Here is a 19794-nt window from a genome sequence, read left to right on the forward strand (position 1 = left end):
CGGCCGTCCGGGCCGGGAATCAGCGGAAGAAGTAGAAGCGGTACGAACCCATGCGGGCCAGTTTAGCGGCGGCCGGCCGGCCACGCCGAGAATTTCCGCCCGTCCCGGCCGTCCCGGAGCCTGGGTTGGGGCAGGCTCCGGGACGGCCGGGCGGGCGGGACCGGAGGAGGACCGGGGCGGCGGGACCGAAGGGGGGCCGGGGCGGGGTCAGCCGCTGGGGAGGATGACGGCCCGGCCGTTGATCCTGCCGTCGTGGAGGCGCTCGTAGGCGAGCGGGGCCTCGTCGAGGGAGTACGTCTCCACATGGACGTCCACCGCCCCGGCGTGGGCCAGGTCGAGGACCTCGGCGAGTTCCTTGCGCGAGCCCCAGTAGGGGGCGCTGACGTTGGTTCCGTACGGAAGCGTCCCGAAGCCGACCGGGAGCGCGCCGCCGCCGATGCCGACGATGGTGACGTCGCCGTCCACGCGGGCCACGGCCCCGGCGGTCCGCACGGTGGGCGGCGCTCCGACGAAGTCGAGGACCACATGGGCGCCGAGTCCGCCGGTCAGTTCCATGACGCGGGCGGCCGCCTTCTCGTCGGAGAGAACGGCTTCGTGCGCGCCGACGGTCCTGGCCAGGGCGAGCTTGTCCTCGGTGACGTCGAGGGCGATCACCCGGGCGGCCGTCATGGCGCGCAGCAGCTGGATCGCGACGTGGCCGAGACCGCCGGTGCCGATGACGACGGCGGTGGAACCGGGCACCAGCTTCGCCCGGGAGCGCACGATCGCGTGGTACGGGGTGAGTCCGGCGTCGGTGAGGGGCACCGTCTTGACCGGGTCGAGGTCGCCGATCGGGATCAGATGGCGGGGGTCGTCGACGATCATGTACTCGGCCATCGCGCCGGGTGCGCCGAGTCCGGGCGGCATGATGCCGAGCTCCTTGGCGCGCAGGCAGTAGTTCTCCTTGCCCTCGGCGCAGTTCACACAGGTGCCGCAGCCCCATGGCCCGTACAGCGCGACGGAGTCGCCGACCGCGAAGCCGTCGACGCCGTCACCGAGGGCGGCGACCGTGCCGACGCCCTCGTGGCCCAGGGTGAGGGGCAGCGGGAAGGGGATCTGGTCGGCGGGCCAGCTCATCACGGCGATATCGGAGTGGCAGACGCCGGCGGCGGTGCCCTTCAGCAGGACCTGGCCGGGGCCGGGCTCGGGGTCCGGGACGGTGACCACCTCGGGGGCGGCGCCGACGGCTCGGTACTGAACGGCTTTCATGGGGTCTCCTCGCCTCTTCTTTCTTGCTTCTCTTCGTTCTCTTCTTCGCCCCGTGCCCCGTGTTCTCTTCGTTCTCTTTCTCGCCCCGGTGTCCCCCGTCCGCCACTCGGGGCCCTCGGTCACGGGGCGGAGTAGCCGCCGTCCACCAGGTGGTAGCTGCCGTGGATGAAGGAGGCCTTGTCGGAGAGCAGGAAGGCGGCGAGTTCGGCGACCTCCTCGGCGGTGCCGAGCCGTCCGGCCGGGTGGAGGGAGATCAGGTGCTCGCGGGCCCCCGGGTCGGTGTTCCGCAGGAGCGGGGTGTCGATAAAGCCGGGGCCGACCGCGTTGACCCGGACGTTCTGCCCGGCGTATTCGAGCGCCGCGGTCTTGGTGAGGCCGACGACGCCGTGCTTGGCCGCGACGTAGGCGGGCGACCCCGCGAAACCGTTGGTGCCGAGGATGGAGGACATGTTGACGATCGCGCCGCCGCCCGCCGCGACGATGGCGGGCAGTTCGTAGCGCATCGAGTAAAAAACGCCGCTGAGGTTGGTGGCGACGACGCGGTTCCAGTCCTCGACCGGGTACTCGCCGGTGGGGCTGCTGGGGCCGGCGATGCCGGCGTTGTTCACGGCCAGGTGGAGGGCGCCGAAGGTGTCCACCGCGAACCGCACGCCCGCTTCGACGGAGGCCGGGTCGGTGACGTCCATCGCGACGGCGGCGGCCCTGGCTCCGGTGCTCTCCAGCTCGGCCGCGGCCTTGCGCGCGTTCTCCTCGTCGTAGTCGGCGACGACGACCGCCGCGCCGCCGGAGGCGAGCCGCCGGGCCAGGGCGAGACCGATGCCGGAGGCGCCGCCGGTGACGAGGGCGGTGCGGCCCGCGAACTCGTCCGAGGCGGCGGTCGCGGCCGCGGGGGTGGCGCTGTGGTCGGTGGGGGTGCTCATGAGCTTGCCTCTGTTTCTGCTGCTGCGGTAGCTGCTTCTGCTTCTGCTACTTCTGCTGTGGTGCGGTGCTGTTCCGGAGCGGGGCCCGGTGCGCCGAGCAGGTCGGCGGAGAGCGCGTCGAAGGCCTCGGTGACCAGGTCGGGCAGGGCGTCCGGGCGGCCTCCGCGCACCCAGGCGGCCTGGGCGGCGAGCAGGGCGCCCGCTCCCGCGGCGACGGTCACGGCGGGCCGGATGTCCTGCCGCGGATCGACGCCGAGCCGGTCCGCGACGATGGCTACCGAGTCCTCCTGGGCGTCCACCCGGATGTGGTGGAAGGCCGCGTAGAGGGTCGGCTCCTCCTCGGCGACGACCAGCAGGTCGAAGATCCGGGGGCGGCGGTGCCAGGGCTCCGCGCCGGGGTCGGCGAGCCAGTCGAGGACGGCGCGCCGGTAGGCGAGGAGCGGTGGTTCCGGGGCCGGCCGGGCGCGCAGGGCCGCGTTGATGCGGTCGCCGTCGCCCCGCAGGGAGTCGAGGGCGGCGGCCTCCTTGCTCGTGAAGTACCGGCTGAACGTACGGCGGTCGACGTCCGCGGCCTCCGCAATCTCCTCGACCGTCACGTTCCGCAGCCCCCGGTCGAGCACCAGCTCGAACGCGGCCTGCGCCAGGGTGTCGCGGGTGCGGCGCGCCTTGCGGCTGCGTCGTTCCGGGATCTTCCGTTCCGGAGTCATAGATGCACCGTACACCTGACAATGTCCCCACGCGACATAAGTCTCGTGGGGACATCCAGGGTGGCTGGTGCTGAGGGCTGTCAGACCGCCGCTACGCGCAGGGCGTCCTCGCCGGCGGTCTCGGGCCGACGGCCGCCGTCGACGGGGGCGTGGCTCAGGGCGAGCGCGGCGACGTCGTCGCGCCGGACGCCTCCGGAGAAGTCCTCCAGGTCGACGTGGAGCGCGTCGAGCAGTTCGCGCGGACCGTGCCCGGCCCAGGCCCCGACCCGCTCGTCCAGCGGGTAGAAGTCACCGGCGGTGTCGCGGGCCTCGGTCACCCCGTCGGTGACGACGAGGAGTGTCGCGCCCGGCGGGAAGTCGAAGGACTCGGTCGTCCGGGCCTCCCGGCTGAGTCCGGCGAGGCCGAGGGGGACGTACGTCCGGTGGAGCGTGACGGCCGAGGCCCGGCCGTCGTGCAGCAGGCGCGGCGGCAGGTGGCCGCAGTTCACGGCCTCCACCCGGCCGCTCCCGTCGAACCCGAGCACCAGCGCGGTCACGAAGCGTTCGGCCTCACCGGTCTGGGCGGAGAACACGTTGTGCCGGACGACGGCGTCCTCCAGCGCCTCCACCACCCCGGTGAGCGTGGGTTCGCGGATGGCCGCCTCGCGGAACGCGGCGATGGCCGCGAATCCGGCGCCGATGGCCGCGAGGCCCTTGCCCTGGACGTCACCGATGATCACGCGGGTCCCGTGGGGCGACTCGACGACCTCGTAGATGTCGCCGCCTACGAAGCGGTCCTCCTCGATCGGCTCGTAGAGGCCGTGCGCGAGGACGTGGCCGGTCGCGACGGGCAGCGGTCGCAGGATCTGGCGTTGCAGGGTGACGGCGGCGGAGCGCAGCCGGGCCATCTCCGTGGCGTGCCGGATGCGCGCCGCGCAGGCGGCGACCCCGAGGGCGCAGGCCAGTACGGCGAAGCCGATGCCGAAGACGAAGTCCCAGAAGGTGCCGTCCGCGCCGGCCCGGAAGCCGACGACGACCGCGGTGATCCACACCGCGACCCAGATGGTCTGGCGGAGGCTGCAGTAGACGGAGGCCAGCGCCGGGACGACCACGAGCAGCGGTACGACCCGCAGGTCGTTGCCCGTCCTGATGTCGAGGAACACGACCAGCAACGTCAGCAGCGTGAGACCGCCGACCAGCGTCCAGTTGCCGATCCGGCTCCGGGACACCGACGCGGCGCCCGCGTCAGGGCCGGGTACGGCACCGCTCCGGTGCCGTACCCCTCTCTGCTTCCGCGCCTGTTTCGGAACCTGCCTCAGTGCCATGTCCAGCAACCTCATGGGCACGGCCTGTCCTCCCGCTGGTGTCTCGGCGCCGCCCGCAGTTTCGGCCGGTCCCTTCCAGTTGACCGGGGCGCGGGCGTTCGCACAGGAGGGCTTAGGACCCTGAGGGGGTGCCGAAGGTCCCGTTCGGGACTTCCGGCCCGGGACCTCCGTCCTCCTGCCGGGGTGCCGCAGGTCCCGTCGTACGGGTACCGGCGGCCGGTTCCGGCGGCCCGGTCAGCGCAGCGAGGGCCTGCGGTTCCCGTCGGCCGACGGAAGCGTGGCGGGGACGAGGGCGGAGATGAATTCCGTACGCCGGCGGAGCCGGAAGCCGAGGGACTCGTAGAGCCGTACGGCCCCGGTGTTCGAGGCGGACGCATGCAGGAACGGCGTCTCGCCGCGCTCTCGGATGCCGTGTGCGACCGCCAGGACCAGTCGGCTCGCCAGCCCCTGCCCCCGTACGGACTCGTCCGTGCAGACGCCGCTGATCTCGGTCCAGCCGGGCGGGTGCAGCCGCTCCCCCGCCATCGCCACCAGCGCGCCGCCCCGGCGGATGCCGAGATAGGTGCCCAGCTCGACCGTGCGCGGCAGGAAGGGGCCCGGGCGGGTGCGTTCCACCAGGTCCAGCATCTCCGGCACGTCCTGCGGGCCCAGCAGGACCGCCTCCGGGTCGGGTGCGGCCGCCACCGACGTGTCCACCAGCTGAACGCCCTCGGCCCGGAAGATGATCTCCCAGTCCTCCGGCGGCTGCGCCTGGAACGCGGCCAGGGCGACCGAGCCGCCCGGTCCGGCGAGCGCCGCGACATCGGCCCAGTCCTGGGCGTCCGGGGCGTCCGGGAGCCCGATCCAGGGGGTGACGTCGACGGGGTAGCGCAGGACCCGCCCACGGCTCTCGGCGAAGTGGGCGTGCGGACCGGTGAGCGAGGAGCGGGCGGGGTTGTCCAGCGGGTGGAGCCGGGATGGGGTGTGGGCCCGGGGCCCGGTGTGGTTCTGGGGCATGGTCTTCCTCGTTCCGTCCTTCGCGTCGCGCGGTTCCTCGGCGGCGGGCGCTCGGCGCCGGGAGCGACACGCCCGCCGACAGCGGAAAGTCGATGGATCCGACCCGTATTCCGCGTGGGACGTCTGTTCATGACACCGCAATCAATGGGGCGCGTGGATGCGCCTGGTGCGCGCCCGCTCGGGCGAGGGTGCGCGCCCGCGTGGACCAGCAGCGAAATCGACTCATCCGTAGGCCAATACGCGCCTGTCCGGTCCCAACGACCGCCTGCCTGTGGCACTCTGGTGGCGACCGCCCCACCGGGCTCCCCCGTACCGGTGGGGCGGTTTCTGTGCCTGCCGGTGGCTCGCACCTCTCCCTGACGGCGCTTCAGAGCCGAACCCTGCCTGTTTTCGGCCAACTCGCACCGTGTGGCCAGATCAACTCCCTCCTTCACGCATGAGAGTCGTACCCCTGGGCAGGCGAACAGACCTCAGGGCCCACGAAACCAGGAACCAGGGAGCGTGAAGCGACATGACCGTGCACAACGCGCAAACCGCGCAGGCGGCCGGTACGGAGCGGGCAGGCGGCGCCGAGGAGCTTCCGTGGATCGAGGATGCCGGGAAGATCGCCCCGATGGACGCGCGCCGGCTCTCGCGTCTCTTCTTCGACCGCCTCCAGGTCCTGGAGGAGGGCACGCACGAGTACCAGTACGCGCGCAACACCCTCATCGAGATGAACCTCTCCCTCGTGCGCTTCGCCGCCAACCGCTTCCGCAACCGGGGCAGCGGCGACATGGAGGACATCGTCCAGGTCGGCACCATCGGACTGATCAAGGCGATCGACCGCTTCGACCTCTCGCGCGAGGTCGAGTTCACATCGTTCGCCGTGCCGTACATCGTCGGGGAGATCAAACGGTTCTTCCGTGACACGAGCTGGGCGGTGCACGTGCCGCGACGCCTCCAGGAGCTGCGGGTCGACCTCGCGAAGGCGAAGGAGTCCCTGGCGGGCGACCTCGACCGGGACCCCACGGTGCGGGAGCTGGCGAAGGACCTGGGGATCGAGGAGTCCGAGGTCACGGAGGGAATCGTCGCCTCCAACGGCTATACGGCGGGCTCCCTCGACATGCCGACCGACACCGCGGAGGCCGGGCCCGGCCAGAGTTCCGGGCGAACCTTCGCCGATGTGCTGGGCGAGCCGGACCCCGCCATGGAGACCGTGGAGAACCTCCACGCCCTCGCGCCCCTGCTGGGCGAACTGGACGAACGGGAGCGTCGGATCATCGACATGCGCTTCGGGCAGGAGATGACCCAGGCGCAGATAGGCGCGGAGCTCGGGATCTCGCAGATGCATGTGTCCCGGCTGCTGAGCCGGATGCTGGGCAAGCTGCGGAACGGGATGCTCACCCAGGAGTGACCTGGCCATCGCGAGCCGCGGAAGGGGCGTTGCGGTTCTGACTGATGCATCAGTCAGAACCGCAACGCCCCTTCTTTTCCAGGTCAGCCTCTGCCTGTGTTGAGGTTTTCTCAACACAGGGCTACGGTGGTCGACCATGCAGCAGGACGAGGTGGCCGCACGGGTCCGACAGGTGATCGACGAGGCGGGTGTGAGCGCGCGCGAGTTCGCGCGGCGGATCGTCATCGATCCGTCGAAGCTGTCCCGTTCCCTGAACGGGACACGTCGCTTCACCGCCGCCGAACTGGCCCGGATCGCGGACATCGGCGGCGTGGACGTCGGCCTGCTGATCGGCACGACGGGCGGTGCGGCGGGCAGCGCGACGGCGGGTGTGGCATCAGAGGCATCAGCGGTTTCGCCCGTGCGTTCCCCGTCGGCCACCCGCCCGGCCTCGCCCTCGCCCGAAGGCGGCAGGCCCCTGCAGATCGTGCGCGAGACCGTCCGGCTGATCGCCGAGCGCGGGTTCCATGCCGTGCGGGTCGCGGACATCGCCGCGGCCTGCCACACCAGCACGGCCGCGATCCACTACCACTTCCCCGGCCGTGACGAGCTGCTCGAAGCGGCGGTCCGCTGGTGCATGGACGAGGACACCCGTCGCCGTGCCGACGCCACGGCCGGTACCCGTCATGCCGGGGACGAACTGCGCCTGCTGATCGAGCTCCAGACGCCCCGCACCGAACAGCAACGGCGGCAGTGGTGCGTCTGGCTCGACCTCTGGGCCGAGGCCGCCCGGTCCACCACGGTCGGACGGCTCCATGTGGAGTACTACCGCCAGTGGCGCGGGACGGTCGCCGACGTGATCCGTCGCGGCGTCGAGCAGGGCGTGTTCCGTCCGGTCGACGTGGACGGCGCGGCCCTCGCCCTCACCGCGCTGATCGACGGACTGGCCTCCCAGGTCCTGGCCACCGAGCCCGGCCTCCCGGGCACCGGCGCACAGTCCATGCACGACGCGCTGACCGCCCACGTGGACGCCTGCCTGACCGCGCCCGACCCCACCAGCTGACGCCTCGCACCCCTCGTACCCCTAGTTCCCCGAGCTTCCCCAACTCCCGAGAGGAGACGTTTTCGTATGCCCGTGAACCAGGACGTCATCATCACCTGCGCCCTCACCGGAGCCGGCGACACCGTCGGCCGCAGCCCCCATGTCCCGGTGACGCCCGAGCAGATCGCCGCCTCCGCCGTCGAGGCCGCCGGCGCCGGGGCGGCCGTGGTCCACATCCACGTCCGCGAGCCCGAGACCGGCGCGCCCTCCCGCGATCCCCGCCTCTACCGGGAGGTCGTCGAGCGGATCAGGGAGACCGGCACCGATGTGGTCATCAACCTGACCGCCGGGATGGGCGGTGACCTCGTCATCGACCCGGAGGCCCCGCTCCGGCAGCTGCCGGGCACCGACCTGGTCGGCGGTCTCGACCGGCTGCCGCACGTCGAGGATCTGCTGCCGGACATCTGCACCCTGGACTGCGGTTCGCTCAACTTCGGTGACGGCAGCAACCTCTATGTCTCCACCCCCGACATGCTGCGGACCGGCGCGAAGCGCATCCAGGAACTCGGGGTCCGGCCCGAGCTGGAGATCTTCGACACCGGGCAGCTGTGGTTCGCCAAGCAGCTCCTCGCCGAGGGGCTGCTCGACGACCCCACGGTCTTCCAGCTCTGCATGGGCATCCCGTGGGGCGCGCCCGCCGACCCGGGCGTCCTCCAGGCGATGGTCAACATGCTTCCGCAGGGCGCCCAGTGGGCGAGCTTCGCGCTCGGCCGGATGCAGATGCCCTGGGTCGCCCAGTCGATCCTGCTCGGCGGACACGTCCGGGTCGGACTGGAGGACAACCTCTATCTGGGCAAGGGCGTCAAGGCCACCAACGGCCAGTTGGTGGAGCGCGCCGTGCGGATCACCGAATCGCTGGGTTCCCGCGTCGCCACGCCCGACGAGGCACGCGAGAAGCTCGGCCTGCGCCCGCGCGCCTGACCACATCGCCTCACCCCTCGCTCCCCCTCCCCCACATCCCCCCGCAGCCCCCACCCTTCCCCCACCTTCATTCCGGAGTGTCGCCCGTGACTGTCACCCCCTCCCCTGCCGCCGCCGACTGCCCCGCCGCCCCCTGCGCCCCGGAGGACGTACGCCGAGTGGCGTGCGTCGGGGCCGGGGTGATCGGCGGTGGCTGGGCGGCCCATTTCCTCGCCCGCGGTTACGACGTCACCGCCTGGGACCCGGCTCCGGACGCCGCCGTCCGGCTGCGTCGGCTCGTCGCCGCCGCCTGGCCCGCGCTGGAACAGCTCGGCCTGGCCGACGGAGCGTCGCAGGACCGGCTGACCGTCACCGCGACCCTCGAAGAGGCCGTGGCCGAAGCCCAGTTCGTCCAGGAGAGCGCCCCGGAAAAGCTGGACCTGAAGCGCGATCTGCTGGCCCGGCTGGACGCCGCCGCGCCCGCCGGTACGGTGATCGCCTCGTCGACCTCCGGCTATCCGATGACGGACATGCAGACGGAGGCAGCCGACCCCGGGCGGCTCGTCGTCGGGCACCCCTTCAACCCGCCCTACCTCATCCCCCTGGTCGAGGTCGTCGGCGGTGACCGGACCGCGCCCGCCGCGGTCGACTGGGCGTCGCGCTTCTACGCCGTCGCGGGCAAGTCCGTGATCACCATGGACCGCGAGGTGCCGGGCTTCATAGCCAACCGGCTCCAGGAGGCCCTGTGGCGCGAGGCCCTGCACATGGTCGCCAACGGAGAGGCGACCGTACAGGAGATAGACGCGTCGATCACCGAGGGGCCGGGGCTGCGCTGGGCCGTGATGGGCCCGATGCTCACGTTCGCGCTCGCAGGCGGCGAGGGCGGGATGGCCCATATGCTCGACCACTTCGGCCCGTCGCTGAAGTCGCCCTGGACCCGGCTCGAAGCACCCGAACTGGACCGTGCCCTGTACGAGGCGGTGGTGGCCGGCTGCGAGGAAGCCGCGGACGGCCGGAGCATCGCCGACCTGGTGGCCGAGCGGGACCGCGGCGTCATCGACGTCCTGCGGGCCACGGGCCGACTGCCCCGGTCCGCCGAGGAGGCGACCCGATGAACGAGCACACCAACCCCGGGCACACCAACCCCGAAGGCACCGGCCACGAGGACACCGGCGTCGAGGAGACGACCGTGACCGACGACGCCACGGAACTCCCCCTGATCCACCGGACCGTGCGGCCCGAGTGGATCGACTACAACGGGCATATGAGCGAGGCGTTCTACGTCCTCGTCTTCGGGTACGCCACCGACGCGATGATGATCGAGACGGGTCTGCACGCCGGCTACCGGGAGAGCACCGGCTGCTCGCTCTACACCGTCGAGTCGCATCTGCGCTATCTCCGCGACGTGGCCGAGGGTGCCCATCTCGCCGTCCGCACCCGCCTGTTGGGGGCGGACGCGAAGAAGGCGCGCTTCTGCCACGAGCTGTACGTGGTCGACGCGCCGGACGCCGTACCGGAGCCGGAGGCCGCCCCGGTGGCGACCAGCGAGCTGCTGGCGCTCCATGTGGACCAACGGGTCGGCCGCACCGCCCCGTTCCCGGATTCCGTACGGGAACGGCTGACCGCGCTCGTCGAACCGGCGCCCGAGTGGGCGGGCCGCTCGATCGCCGAGGTCCCGGCAGCCCGCTGAGCCGACCCCGGCCCCGTCAACGCCCCGTCGACGCCCCGTCGACGCCCCGTCGACGCTCGCCGTCACCGCCTGTCCTGGCGGTGGCGGCGAGCGGCGGTTCCGGGGCCGGGCATGGCGTCTCCGTTGCCGCCGTATTGCGGGGCATGAAGGGTCGTTGCGGGTTCGTGGCCAAGCGGGCGACACGCTTCCGAGGGCGCGGAGTGCGGCCTACGGTCCGTATTCAGCCCGTCACCGCCCCCGTGCGAGGTACCACATGAGCCAGCCCCTCGACTCCGTCACCGCAGGCCACACCCCCGAGGACCAGAACCGGCAGGACCCCGGCGCCGCCTGGTCGTTCGAGACCAAGCAGATCCATTCCGGCGCCGCCCCGGACCCGACGACCGGTGCCCGCGCGGTGCCGATCTACCAGTCGACGTCCTTCGTCTTCCGCGACACGCAGCACGCGGCCGACGTGTTCTCGCTGGCCGAGCCGGGCAACATCTACACCCGCATCCACAACCCCACCCAGGACGTCCTGGAGCAGCGCATCGCCGCTCTGGAGGGCGGGGTCGCCGCCGTCGCGCTGGCCTCGGGGCAGGCCGCCGAGACGCTGGCGATCCTGACGCTGGCCGGGGCCGGGGACCACATCGTCTCCTCCCCGTCGCTGTACGGCGGCACCTACAACCTCTTCCGCCACACGCTTCCCCGCTTCGGCATCGAGGTGACGTTCGTCGAGGACCCGGAGGACCTGGAGTCGTGGCGGGCCGCCGTCCGGCCCGACACGAAGGCGTTCTTCGCCGAGACGCTCGGCAATCCGCGCGGCGACGTGCTGGACGTCCGGGCCGTCGCGGACACCGCGCACCAGGCCGGGGTGCCGCTGATCGTCGACAACACCGTGCCGACGCCCTTCCTGCTGCGGCCGATCGAGCATGGCGCGGACATCGTGGTCCACTCGGCGACCAAGTTCCTCGGCGGGCACGGTACGACGATCGGCGGCGTGGTCGTGGACGCCGGCACGTTCGACTTCGGGGCGCACGCCGAACGCTTCCCCGACTTCCAGGAGCCCGACCCGAGCTACCACGGACTGCGCTACTGGCCCGATCTGGGCCCGAGCGCGTTCGCGGTGAAGCTCCGGGTGCAGCTGCTGCGCGACCTGGGCCCCGCCCTCGCGCCGCACTCGGCGTTCCTGCTGCTCCAGGGCATCGAGACGCTCAGCCTCCGGCTGGAGCGGCACACCTCCAACGCGCTGGAGCTCGCCCGTTGGCTGGAGCGGCGCGACGAGGTGTCGGCCGTGCACTACGCGGGGCTGGAGTCGAACCGCTGGTACGAGGCCGGGCAGCGCTATCTGCCGCGCGGGGCCGGGGCCGTGCTGGCCTTCGAGCTGACGGGCGGGGCGGAGGCGGGCCGACAGTTCGTGGACGCCGTCGGGCTGTTCAGCCACCTCGCCAACATCGGTGATGTACGCAGCCTGATCATCCACCCGGCCTCCACCACCCACAGTCAGCTCACCGAGGAGCAGCTCATCGCCACCGGCGCCACGCCCGGTCTGGTGCGGCTCTCGGTGGGGCTGGAGAACGTGGACGACCTCAAGGCCGATCTGGAGGCGGGGTTCCGGGCCGCGAAGGCGGCGTCCTGAACCGGACGGCCGCGCACCGCGCACTCCCCCTCGCGCCGGCCTCCGGCGGCCGGCGCGAGGGGGACCCGCCCGGTCGTCGTCGCTGGGCGGCGATCGAGGATCCGCTGCCCCTGGAGTCCGGAGTCCGGCTGCCGGGGGTGCGCCTGGCCTACGAGACCTGGGGGCAGCGGGCGGCGGACGGCTCCAACGCCGTACTGGTCCTGCACGCGTTGACGGGCGACAGCCATGTCGCCGGGCCCGCGGGGCCGGGCCATCCGACACCCGGCTGGTGGGACGCGCTGGTCGGTCCGGGCCGGGCGCTCGACACCGACCGCTGGTTCGTCGTCGCGCCCAACGTCCTGGGCGGCTGCCAGGGCAGCACCGGCCCTTCCTCCCCCGGCCCGGACGGCACGCCGTGGGGGTCCCTCTTCCCGTATCTGAGCGTGCGGGACCAGGTGGCGGCGGAGGCGGCGCTCGCCGATGTGCTGGGCATCGACCGGTGGGCGGCCGTCCTCGGCGGGTCGATGGGCGGTATGCGCGCCCTGGAGTGGGCGGTGAGCAGACCCGAGCGGACCGGTTCGCTGCTCGTGCTGGCCGCCCCGGCCGCCTCGTCCGCCGATCAGATCGCCTGGGGTTCGGTGCAGATCGGCGCGATCCGCTCCGACCCGGGGTGGCGGGGCGGCGACTACCACCGGGCGCCCCCGGGCGAGGGCCCGCACCGGGGCCTCGGGCAGGCGCGCCGGATCGCCCACATCACCTACCGCGGCGAACCCGAGCTGGACGCCCGCTTCGGCGGCCGGGCCCAGCCCGGGGAGGAGCCCGCGCACGGCGGCCGCTACCGGGTGGAGTCCTATCTCGACCATCACGCGGACAAGCTGGTGCGCCGGTTCGACGCGGGGAGCTATGTGACGCTCACCGAGGCGATGAACGGGCACGACGTCGGCCGCGGCCGGGGCGGGATCGCCCGTGCGCTGCGGCGGGCGGACATGCCCGCCCTGGTCGCGGGGGTGGACTCGGACCGGCTGTACCCACTGGCGCAGCAGGAGCGCCTGGCGGCGCTGCTGCCGGGGGCGGACGCGCCGCGCACCATCGTCTCGCCCTGCGGGCACGACGGCTTCCTCATCGAGACGGAGCAGGTGGGCACGCTCGTACGGGAGTTGCTCGCGCCGCGCACACAGCCTCGCACCGCCCCCCCGCCCCCCGCCCCCATCCCCACGTCACCCCTGACCCGATCTGACCTGACCTGACCTGACCTGCGAGGAGTTTCCATGAGCCCGGTGCCGACCGAGGACGCCTACGACCGGATACGGATGCGGCAGTGGTCCCGGGGCCGGGCGCGCTCCGCCGGGATCGAGCGCCGCGATCTGCTGAAGCTGGTCGCGGCCGCCTCCGCGGCCGTGCCGCTCGCCTCGGTCGCCGCACCGGCGCAGGCGGCCGACGGGCTGCCCGGGGTGGTCAAGCCGCTGCCCCCGGAGCTGTTCACGCTGCGCGGCACCAACGCGGAGACGAACTTCGACGCCCTGCGGGGCACCGGCCTGCTCACCCCCGCCGACCGGTTCTTCGTACGCAACCACACCGCCACCCCGCGCATCGACCGGGCCGACTGGAAACTGACGGTCTGGGGCGACGGGCTGCGGGGCGGCTCGGTGGACTTCACCTTCGCGGATCTGCGGGCCCTGCCCTCGGTGACGCGGACCGCGTTCGTGGAGTGCGCGGGCAACGGGCGCAGCTACTTCACTTCCCAGCAGGGCCAGACGGTCAGCGGCACCGCGTGGACGCTCGGGGCGATCGGGACGGCGCGCTGGCGCGGGGTGCGGCTGGCGGACGTGCTGCGCCGGGCGGGAGTCGGGCGGCACGCGGTGGACGTCCTGCCGCGCGGCCTGGACGCGGAGGTCGTCACCGACGGGGTGAACCTGGGGCGGGTGCGCCGTCCGCTGCCCGTGGCGAAGGCGCTGGACGACGTCCTGCTCGCGTACGAGATGAACGGCGAGCCGCTGCCGCCCGACCACGGCTACCCGGTCCGGCTGATCGTGCCGTCGTGGGTGGGCATCGCCAACATCAAGTGGGTCGGCGACATCGAGGTGAGCGCCGAGCCGCTGCTCACGCCGTGGAACACCGGCCTCTATCGGCTGTTCGGTCCCGGGCATCCGCCCGAGGGCAGCGCGCCGCTGGCCCGGCAGACGTTGAAGAGCGCCTTCGAACTGGCCCCCGGAGCCTCGTTCCGCGCCCACCGGCGCGCGCTGCTGACCGGGCGTTCCTGGTCGGGCGGGGCACCCGTGCGGGCCGTGGAGGTCAGCACCGACGGGGGTGCGCACTGGCGCGCGGCCCGGCTGCGGGACGAGCCGCGGGCCGGGAGCTGGGTGCGCTGGACGGCCGACTGGGTGCCGAGGGAGCGGGGGCCGGCCGTGCTGCTGGCGCGGGCGACGGACCGTTCGGGGCGCAGGCAGCCGGTGGCCACCGCGCACAACACCCAGGGCTATCTGTTCGACGCGGTGGTCCGGCACCCGGTGACGGTGGGCTGAGTCCCGTCACGCCGCCGGGCGGGCCCCGGCCAGTACGGCGCTGTGGACGGCGCGGGCGATGCGCGCGCCCCAGGTCGAGCGGGGTCCGGCGAAGGGTTCGCCGCCGTCGGGCCCCGGTTCGGGGGCGGCGACGCACACGGCGTCCGTGGGGGTGCCCGAGCAGTCGAGTCCGGCGTCCAGGAGGGCCTGGACCTTGGCCTCGGTGGCGGTGGCGACGGCGTTGACGAGGGCGGCGTCGGAGAGCGCGACGGGAAGCGTGACGACGATGTTGACCGTGCCCGGCCGGAACGGGGGCGCCTGGGCGCCGTCGGGGGCCGCCGCCCAGCCCCGTACGCCGAGACCCGCCGTGACGGTCGCCGCGACACCGCCGTCGTGGCCGGTCGTGTACGCGGCGACGTCGGCGGCGGTCATCAGCCCGGCGCCCGGGCCGGTGAGCCCCTCCGCCGCGGCGATCTCGGCGAGGTGGCGGTCCGGGTCGAGGCGCGGGTAGCCACCGGGGACCTGGGCGTTGAGGACCCAGGCCCGGGGGCCGATGCCGCCGCCGAGAACCGCGCTGCTGCAGACCCGGACGCCGGGCCCCAGCCGCCAGAGGAGGTGGTGGAGGCGGTGCCCGTCCTCGGACCGGGCGCGCAGTTCGCCGCGTTGCGCGGGCAGCCGGACGCGTACGGAGGAGATGGCGCACCCCTGGTGGCTCGGCGGGTCGGCGGGTTCGGCAGGTCGGCGGTGGTCCGTCGTCCGACCGGTCGCCGTGGTCCGCCGTTCGGCCGCCACGGTCCGCCGATCATATGCCGGAGCCGCGCCCTCACCCGATTGGCCTAACGGGTGCCGGGGCGGCCCGGCACCGCCGCACGGGGCCGAGGCCCCGCACCGGGCGTCCGGGGGCCTCGATCCGGGCAGGCGGGCGGTTGCAGCGTGCATGCGGGTGAGGCGCGATGGAATCCGGACGCGCCACCTCCGGTGGAGCCAACCACAGGGCGTGCCCGAGAGGAGGAATCGGTTATGGGAGCCGCTGACGGTTTCACGGATTCCGGAGAACTCGACGGTCTGACCGTGTACGACAACGACGGCGAGAAGGTCGGCAGTGTGGGCCGGGTGTACGTCGACGACGACACCGGCAAGCCCGACTGGGTCACGGTCAAGACCGGCCTGTTCGGCATGAAGGAGAGCTTCGTCCCGCTCGCCGGAGCCCGTCGAGTGGGCTCCGACCTGCACGTCGCCCATCCGAAGGACAGCGTCAAGGACGCACCGCGGGTGGACGCGGACGCGCACCTCTCCGTCGCGGAGGAGGAGGAGCTGTACCGGCACTACGGCCTGACCAGGAAGTCCGGCAACCTCGGCGACAACCGGTCGTCCGGCATGGACGCGCCGACCACCGCCGGGACCGGGGCGATGGGCGCGGCCGGCGCCGCGGGCGCCGCGGGCGCGGCAGGTGGGACCGGAACGGCCCCCGGAGCCAAGGCGACCGGGAAGGCGACCACGGCCGGGACGAGCGCCGGGATGGCCGGCGCGGGAACGACAGGAGCTGCGGGCATGGCAGGAGCAGGCAGCGGTACGGGCAGGCACCGCGACACGGACGCCTCCACCACGGCACGCCCGCTGGCGGGCGCCGGAGCGGGCACGTCCCGGGCGGCCGACATGAGCGGCAAGGAAGAGATGATCCGCTCCGAGGAGCAGCTGCACGTCGGCAAGGAGGAGTACGAGAGCGGCAAGGCGCGGCTGCACAAGTACGTGGTGACCGAGGAGGTCACCCGGACCGTGCCCGTGTCCCACGAAGAGGTACGCGTGGTCCGCGAACCGCTCCAGCCCGGTGAGAAGACCACCGGGACGACGGACTTCGGTGAGCAGGACGTCGAGGTCACCCTGCACGCGGAGCGCGCCACCGTACGCAAGGAGGCCGTGCCGGTGGAGCGGGTCCGGCTGGAGACCAACCGGGTCACCGAGCAGAAGGAAGTCTCCGCCGAGGTCCGCAAGGAGAAGATCGACTACGCGGACGGCAAGGACATGGGCACCGGCAAGGACGCCGGTGGCGAGTTCGGCCAGGGGCGACGCCGCTGACCAGCCCCCCAGGTGGCCATACGGCCGCTCCCACGTCCTCGGCCGCCGGGCGGACTCGTACACGGGTCCGCCCGGCGGGCTGTCCGGCGCCGTGCGCGCTCAGCGGCGTACCGGGAGGACCGTACGGCGCTCAGCGGCGCGGCAGGAACCGTACCGAGGGGCGTCCTTCGGGTCCTTCCGGGGTGACGACCGCCCGGACCCCGTAGACGTCCTCGATGAGTTCGCCGGTGATGACCTCGGCCGGGGTGCCGCCCACGACGACCCGGCCGGCCTTCATCACGGTGATCCGGTCGCAGAACATCGCGGCGAGGTTGAGGTCGTGCAGCGCGACGACGCTGGTGACGGGGAGTTCGGCGACCAGGGCGAGCAGGTCCAGCTGGTGCTGGATGTCGAGGTGGTTCGTCGGTTCGTCCAGGAGGAGTTCGCGGGGCTGCTGGGCCAGGGCCCGGGCGATCTGGACGCGTTGGCGTTCGCCTCCGGACAGGGTGTGCCAGGACTGGCCGGCCCGGTCCGTGAGCCCGGTGCGCCGCAGTGCCTCGGCGACGGCGTCCTCGTCGGTGCGGTCGGGGGCGGACCAGGCGCGCCGGTGCGGGATGCGGCCGAGGCGTACGACGTCCAGGACGCTGAGGTCGACCTGAGTGACCGCGTGCTGGTCGACGACGGCGATCCGGCGGGCGACGGTGCGGCGGCCGAGGCCGGCGAGGGGGTTCCCGTCCAGGGTGACGACACCGGTGGCCGGGGCGAGGAGGCCCGCGAGGATGCGCAGCAGGGTGGACTTGCCGGAGCCGTTGGGGCCGATGAGTCCGACGGTGGAGCCGGGCGGCGGGGCGATGTCCACGCCGTCGAGGATGAGCCGGCCGCCCGCCTCCCGGCCGACCCGCTCGGCGCGCAGGCCTCCGGAACCGTTCGTGGTGCGGCTCATGACGTGCTCCGGGTGCGGTACAGGACGAGGACGAAGGCGGGGACGCCGATCAGCGCGGTGACGACGCCGACCGGTACCTCCTGCGGGTCCAGGACGGTCCGGGCGAGGGTGTCGACCCACACCAGGAAGATCGCCCCGGCGAGCGCGGTGACCGGGAGGAGCCGCCGGTGCCCGGAGCCGGTGAGGGCGCGGGCCGCGTGCGGCAGGACCAGGCCGACGAAGCCGATCGCCCCGGCCGCGCTGACCAGGGCGGCGGTCAGCAGGGCGGTGGTGCAGAGCAGCACGATCCGGGTGCGGGCGACGTTCACGCCGAGCGCGGCGGCGGCGTCCTGCCCGAAGGCGAACGCGTCGAGCGTACGGGCGTGGGCCAGGCAGACCACCAGGCAGACGGCGAGCACGGCGGAGCAGAGGGCGACCTCGCTCCAGCCGACGCCGCTGAGCGAGCCGAGGAGCCAGAACAGCACCCCGCGGGTCTGCTCGGCGTCGGCGGAGGTCATCACGACGAAGGAGGTGAGGGCGGAGAAGAGCTGCATCGCGGCGACGCCGGAGAGGACGACCCGGTCGGTGGAGCCGCCGAGGGTGTGGCTGAGCAGCAGCACCAGGGCGAACGAGCAGATGGCCCCGACGAACGCCCCGGCCGACAGCGACACCGCTCCCCCGCCGACCCCGAGGACGACTACCACGACCGCCCCGGTCGAGGCTCCGGAGGAGACGCCGAGGACGAAGGGGTCGGCGAGCGGGTTGCGCAGCAGGGACTGCATCACCGTGCCGCACACCGCGAGCCCCGCGCCGCACACGGCGGCGAGGAGGGTGCGGGGCATACGGAGGTTCCAGATGATGCCGTCCCGGATCGGGCTGAGGTCGCCGACGCCGAACCCGAGGTGCGCCGCGACGGCGGACCAGACGTCGGGCACCGAGATCCGGGCGGGCCCGATGGTCACGGCGACCGCGACGGAGAGCAGCAGGAGCAGGACGCCGCCGACCCAGAGGAGGACGGCGAGCGGGCCGCCGCTCCACACCGGCCCGGACGGCACGGCGACCGGCTGCGGGGCGGCGGCGACGGGTTGCGCGGCGGCCGGGCGCGCTTCCGTCGCGGGGATCGCAGGCGGCGCGGGCTCCGCCGCCCTCCGCTTCGCGGCACTCACCCCGTGAGCCCGAAGTCGCGCAGTCCGGCCGCGACGCGCTCCAGGCCCTCGACGGTCCGGATGGTGGGGTTCATGGCCTGGCCGCTGAGCAGCACGTAACGGCGGTTCTTGACGGCGTCCATCGTCTTCGTGACCGGGTTGGACTCCAGGAACTCGATCTTCTTCTCGGCGCTCTCGGCGGTCTGCATCATACGGCTCAGGTCGCCGATGACCAGGACGTCGGGGTTGCGGTCGGCGACGGTCTCCCAGCTGATCTGGGGCCATTCGTCGTGGGTGTCGTCGAAGACGTTCTTCGCGCCGAGCTCCTTGGTGATGACGCCGGGGGCGCCGCAACAGCCCGCGAGATAAGGGGCCTTGGAGTCGGAGAACCAGTAGAGGAGGGAGGCGTCCGAGGCGTCGACGCCGTCGGTGGCCTTGGCCACGCGGGCCCGGAGCTTCTTCACCAGGGCGTCACCGCGCCCGGGGACGCCGAACACCCGGGCCAGCTCGCGGACTTCCGTGTAGACGCTGTCCATCGTCAGCGGTGCGGTACGGGCTCCGTCGCCGCCGCCGCTGTTGTCCTTGCCGACGCAGTCGGCGGGCGAGATGTAGGTCGGGACGCCGAGCTTCTCGAACTGTTCGCGGGGCGCGACGCCGCCCTTGGCGAGGGTCGAGGCGAAGGAGGCGCTGAGGAAGTCGGGCTCCTTGTCGAGGACCTTCTCCGAGGAGGGCCGGTTCTCCGATATGCGCTCGACGCCGGCGTTGGCCTTCTCCAGGCCCTTCATGACCGGGTCGCTCCAGGTGGCGGTACCGGCGAGCCGGTCGGCGAGCCCGAGCGAGAGCAGGATCTCGGTCGACCCCTGGTCGACGGAGACGGCCCGCTGGGGCGGAGCCTTCACGGTGACGGTGCGCCCGCAGTTCTTGAAGGTGAGCGGGAAGCCCTCGGCCTTCTCCCCGTCGGCGGCCCCGGTGCTCCCGCCCTCGCCGCAGGCGGTCAGCAGCAGGAGCCCCGCGGCGAGCAGGGCGGCGGTACGTATCGGGGCGGGAGTGGCCGTGGACAGCACGAAGGACCTCTGTGTCTCTGGGCCCAGCCGCGGAGCCCGTCGTACGTTCCCGCGCCACGGTGCGGGCGCGGGCGCCAGCAGGTCTTCGGACTCGGGTTCGTCCGGGCGGGACGCCTTCCCAGAGCACGTGGGTGCTCCAGTGGCCGTGGCCCCGCCCGTCCCCCTCACCGCTGCGCGTCAGTTCCGGTTTCGCACCGGATTCCCTGACCCCGTCGCTGGGGTTCGACTGGCCCCGGCAAGCTATCACGCGTCTTCCCGCAGATCAGACGCGGTG

General features: G+C 73.0%; 18 protein-coding genes and 1 riboswitch. Of the genes, 9 read left to right on the plus strand and 9 right to left on the minus strand.

The genetic code is table 11. From position 1 onward, the window contains the following. Window positions 1-207: 207 nt before the first annotated feature. The 5 genes from G3I54_RS30755 to G3I54_RS30775 form a co-directional block, all read right to left on the minus strand. A complete protein-coding gene (locus G3I54_RS30755) occupies window positions 208-1248 on the minus strand; it encodes an NAD(P)-dependent alcohol dehydrogenase (protein WP_164619361.1) in 1041 nt (346 codons plus the stop codon). Window positions 1249-1367: 119 nt separating this feature from the next. Next, entirely contained in the window at window positions 1368-2168 is an 801-nt protein-coding gene (locus G3I54_RS30760; protein WP_164619363.1) for an SDR family NAD(P)-dependent oxidoreductase, read from the minus strand. After that, on the minus strand, window positions 2165-2875 hold the full coding sequence (locus tag G3I54_RS30765) for a TetR family transcriptional regulator (protein ID WP_164619364.1): 711 nt from the start codon (window positions 2873-2875) through the stop codon (window positions 2165-2167). The genes G3I54_RS30760 and G3I54_RS30765 overlap by 4 nt, the downstream gene beginning before the upstream one ends. Window positions 2876-2955: 80 nt before the next feature. After that, window positions 2956-4179, minus strand: coding sequence for a PP2C family protein-serine/threonine phosphatase (locus G3I54_RS30770; protein ID WP_164619366.1), 1224 nt, complete (start codon window positions 4177-4179; stop codon window positions 2956-2958). Window positions 4180-4413: 234 nt separating this feature from the next. Next, a complete protein-coding gene (locus G3I54_RS30775) occupies window positions 4414-5175 on the minus strand; it encodes a GNAT family N-acetyltransferase (RefSeq protein ID WP_164619368.1) in 762 nt (253 codons plus the stop codon). Between the two features lie 511 nt (window positions 5176-5686). Here G3I54_RS30775 and G3I54_RS30780 point away from each other — a divergent pair. The 8 genes from G3I54_RS30780 (at window position 5687) to G3I54_RS30815 (ending at window position 14355) form a co-directional block, all read left to right on the plus strand. Continuing rightward, on the plus strand, window positions 5687-6568 hold the full coding sequence (locus tag G3I54_RS30780; protein WP_164619370.1) for an RNA polymerase sigma factor SigF: 882 nt from the start codon (window positions 5687-5689) through the stop codon (window positions 6566-6568). Between the two features lie 136 nt (window positions 6569-6704). Then, the gene (locus G3I54_RS30785; RefSeq protein WP_164619373.1) at window positions 6705-7610 is read left to right on the plus strand and encodes a TetR/AcrR family transcriptional regulator; all 906 of its coding nucleotides are present in this window, start codon (window positions 6705-6707) and stop codon (window positions 7608-7610) included. Window positions 7611-7676: 66 nt separating this feature from the next. Next, window positions 7677-8570: a 3-keto-5-aminohexanoate cleavage protein gene (locus G3I54_RS30790; RefSeq protein ID WP_203687406.1), complete on the plus strand. Its 894-nt coding sequence runs from the start codon at window positions 7677-7679 to the stop codon at window positions 8568-8570. An 86-nt stretch (window positions 8571-8656) separates the two neighbouring features. Then, window positions 8657-9664 (plus strand): 3-hydroxyacyl-CoA dehydrogenase NAD-binding domain-containing protein, encoded by a 1008-nt coding sequence (locus G3I54_RS30795; protein WP_164619376.1) that lies wholly within the window; start codon window positions 8657-8659, stop codon window positions 9662-9664. After that, window positions 9661-10239 (plus strand): thioesterase family protein, encoded by a 579-nt coding sequence (locus G3I54_RS30800; protein WP_239144661.1) that lies wholly within the window; start codon window positions 9661-9663, stop codon window positions 10237-10239. The genes G3I54_RS30795 and G3I54_RS30800 overlap by 4 nt, the downstream gene beginning before the upstream one ends. A gap of 253 nt (window positions 10240-10492) precedes the next feature. Then, entirely contained in the window at window positions 10493-11854 is a 1362-nt protein-coding gene (locus G3I54_RS30805; protein ID WP_164619378.1) for a bifunctional o-acetylhomoserine/o-acetylserine sulfhydrylase, read from the plus strand. Beyond that, window positions 11851-13080 (plus strand): homoserine O-acetyltransferase, encoded by a 1230-nt coding sequence (locus G3I54_RS30810; RefSeq protein ID WP_164619551.1) that lies wholly within the window; start codon window positions 11851-11853, stop codon window positions 13078-13080. The genes G3I54_RS30805 and G3I54_RS30810 overlap by 4 nt, the downstream gene beginning before the upstream one ends. A 21-nt stretch (window positions 13081-13101) precedes the next feature. Further along, complete coding sequence (locus tag G3I54_RS30815; protein ID WP_164619379.1) at window positions 13102-14355, plus strand: sulfite oxidase; 1254 nt, start codon at window positions 13102-13104, stop codon at window positions 14353-14355. Between the two features lie 6 nt (window positions 14356-14361). Here G3I54_RS30815 and G3I54_RS30820 read toward each other — a convergent pair whose 3' ends face one another. Next, on the minus strand, window positions 14362-15030 hold the full coding sequence (locus G3I54_RS30820) for an adenosylcobinamide amidohydrolase (RefSeq protein WP_164619553.1): 669 nt from the start codon (window positions 15028-15030) through the stop codon (window positions 14362-14364). 324 nt (window positions 15031-15354) lie between these two features. Here G3I54_RS30820 and G3I54_RS30825 point away from each other — a divergent pair, with 324 nt between their 5' ends. Beyond that, the gene (locus tag G3I54_RS30825; protein WP_164619380.1) at window positions 15355-16410 is read left to right on the plus strand and encodes a PRC and DUF2382 domain-containing protein; all 1056 of its coding nucleotides are present in this window, start codon (window positions 15355-15357) and stop codon (window positions 16408-16410) included. Window positions 16411-16540: 130 nt separating this feature from the next. Here G3I54_RS30825 and G3I54_RS30830 read toward each other — a convergent pair whose 3' ends face one another. From G3I54_RS30830 to G3I54_RS30840, 3 genes are all read right to left on the minus strand, one after another. Beyond that, entirely contained in the window at window positions 16541-17332 is a 792-nt protein-coding gene (locus G3I54_RS30830; RefSeq protein ID WP_164619381.1) for an ABC transporter ATP-binding protein, read from the minus strand. Beyond that, a complete protein-coding gene (locus G3I54_RS30835; RefSeq protein ID WP_343240476.1) occupies window positions 17329-18366 on the minus strand; it encodes an iron chelate uptake ABC transporter family permease subunit in 1038 nt (345 codons plus the stop codon). Before G3I54_RS30835 ends, G3I54_RS30830 begins: the two co-directional genes overlap by 4 nt. A gap of 107 nt (window positions 18367-18473) precedes the next feature. Beyond that, the gene (locus tag G3I54_RS30840) at window positions 18474-19520 is read right to left on the minus strand and encodes an ABC transporter substrate-binding protein (protein WP_164619383.1); all 1047 of its coding nucleotides are present in this window, start codon (window positions 19518-19520) and stop codon (window positions 18474-18476) included. 58 nt (window positions 19521-19578) lie between these two features. Then, window positions 19579-19766, minus strand: a riboswitch (cobalamin riboswitch). Window positions 19767-19794: the final 28 nt, after the last annotated feature.

Source organism: Streptomyces sp. SID14515 (assembly GCF_010548505.1).
Lineage (GTDB): Bacteria > Actinomycetota > Actinomycetes > Streptomycetales > Streptomycetaceae > Streptomyces > Streptomyces caviscabies.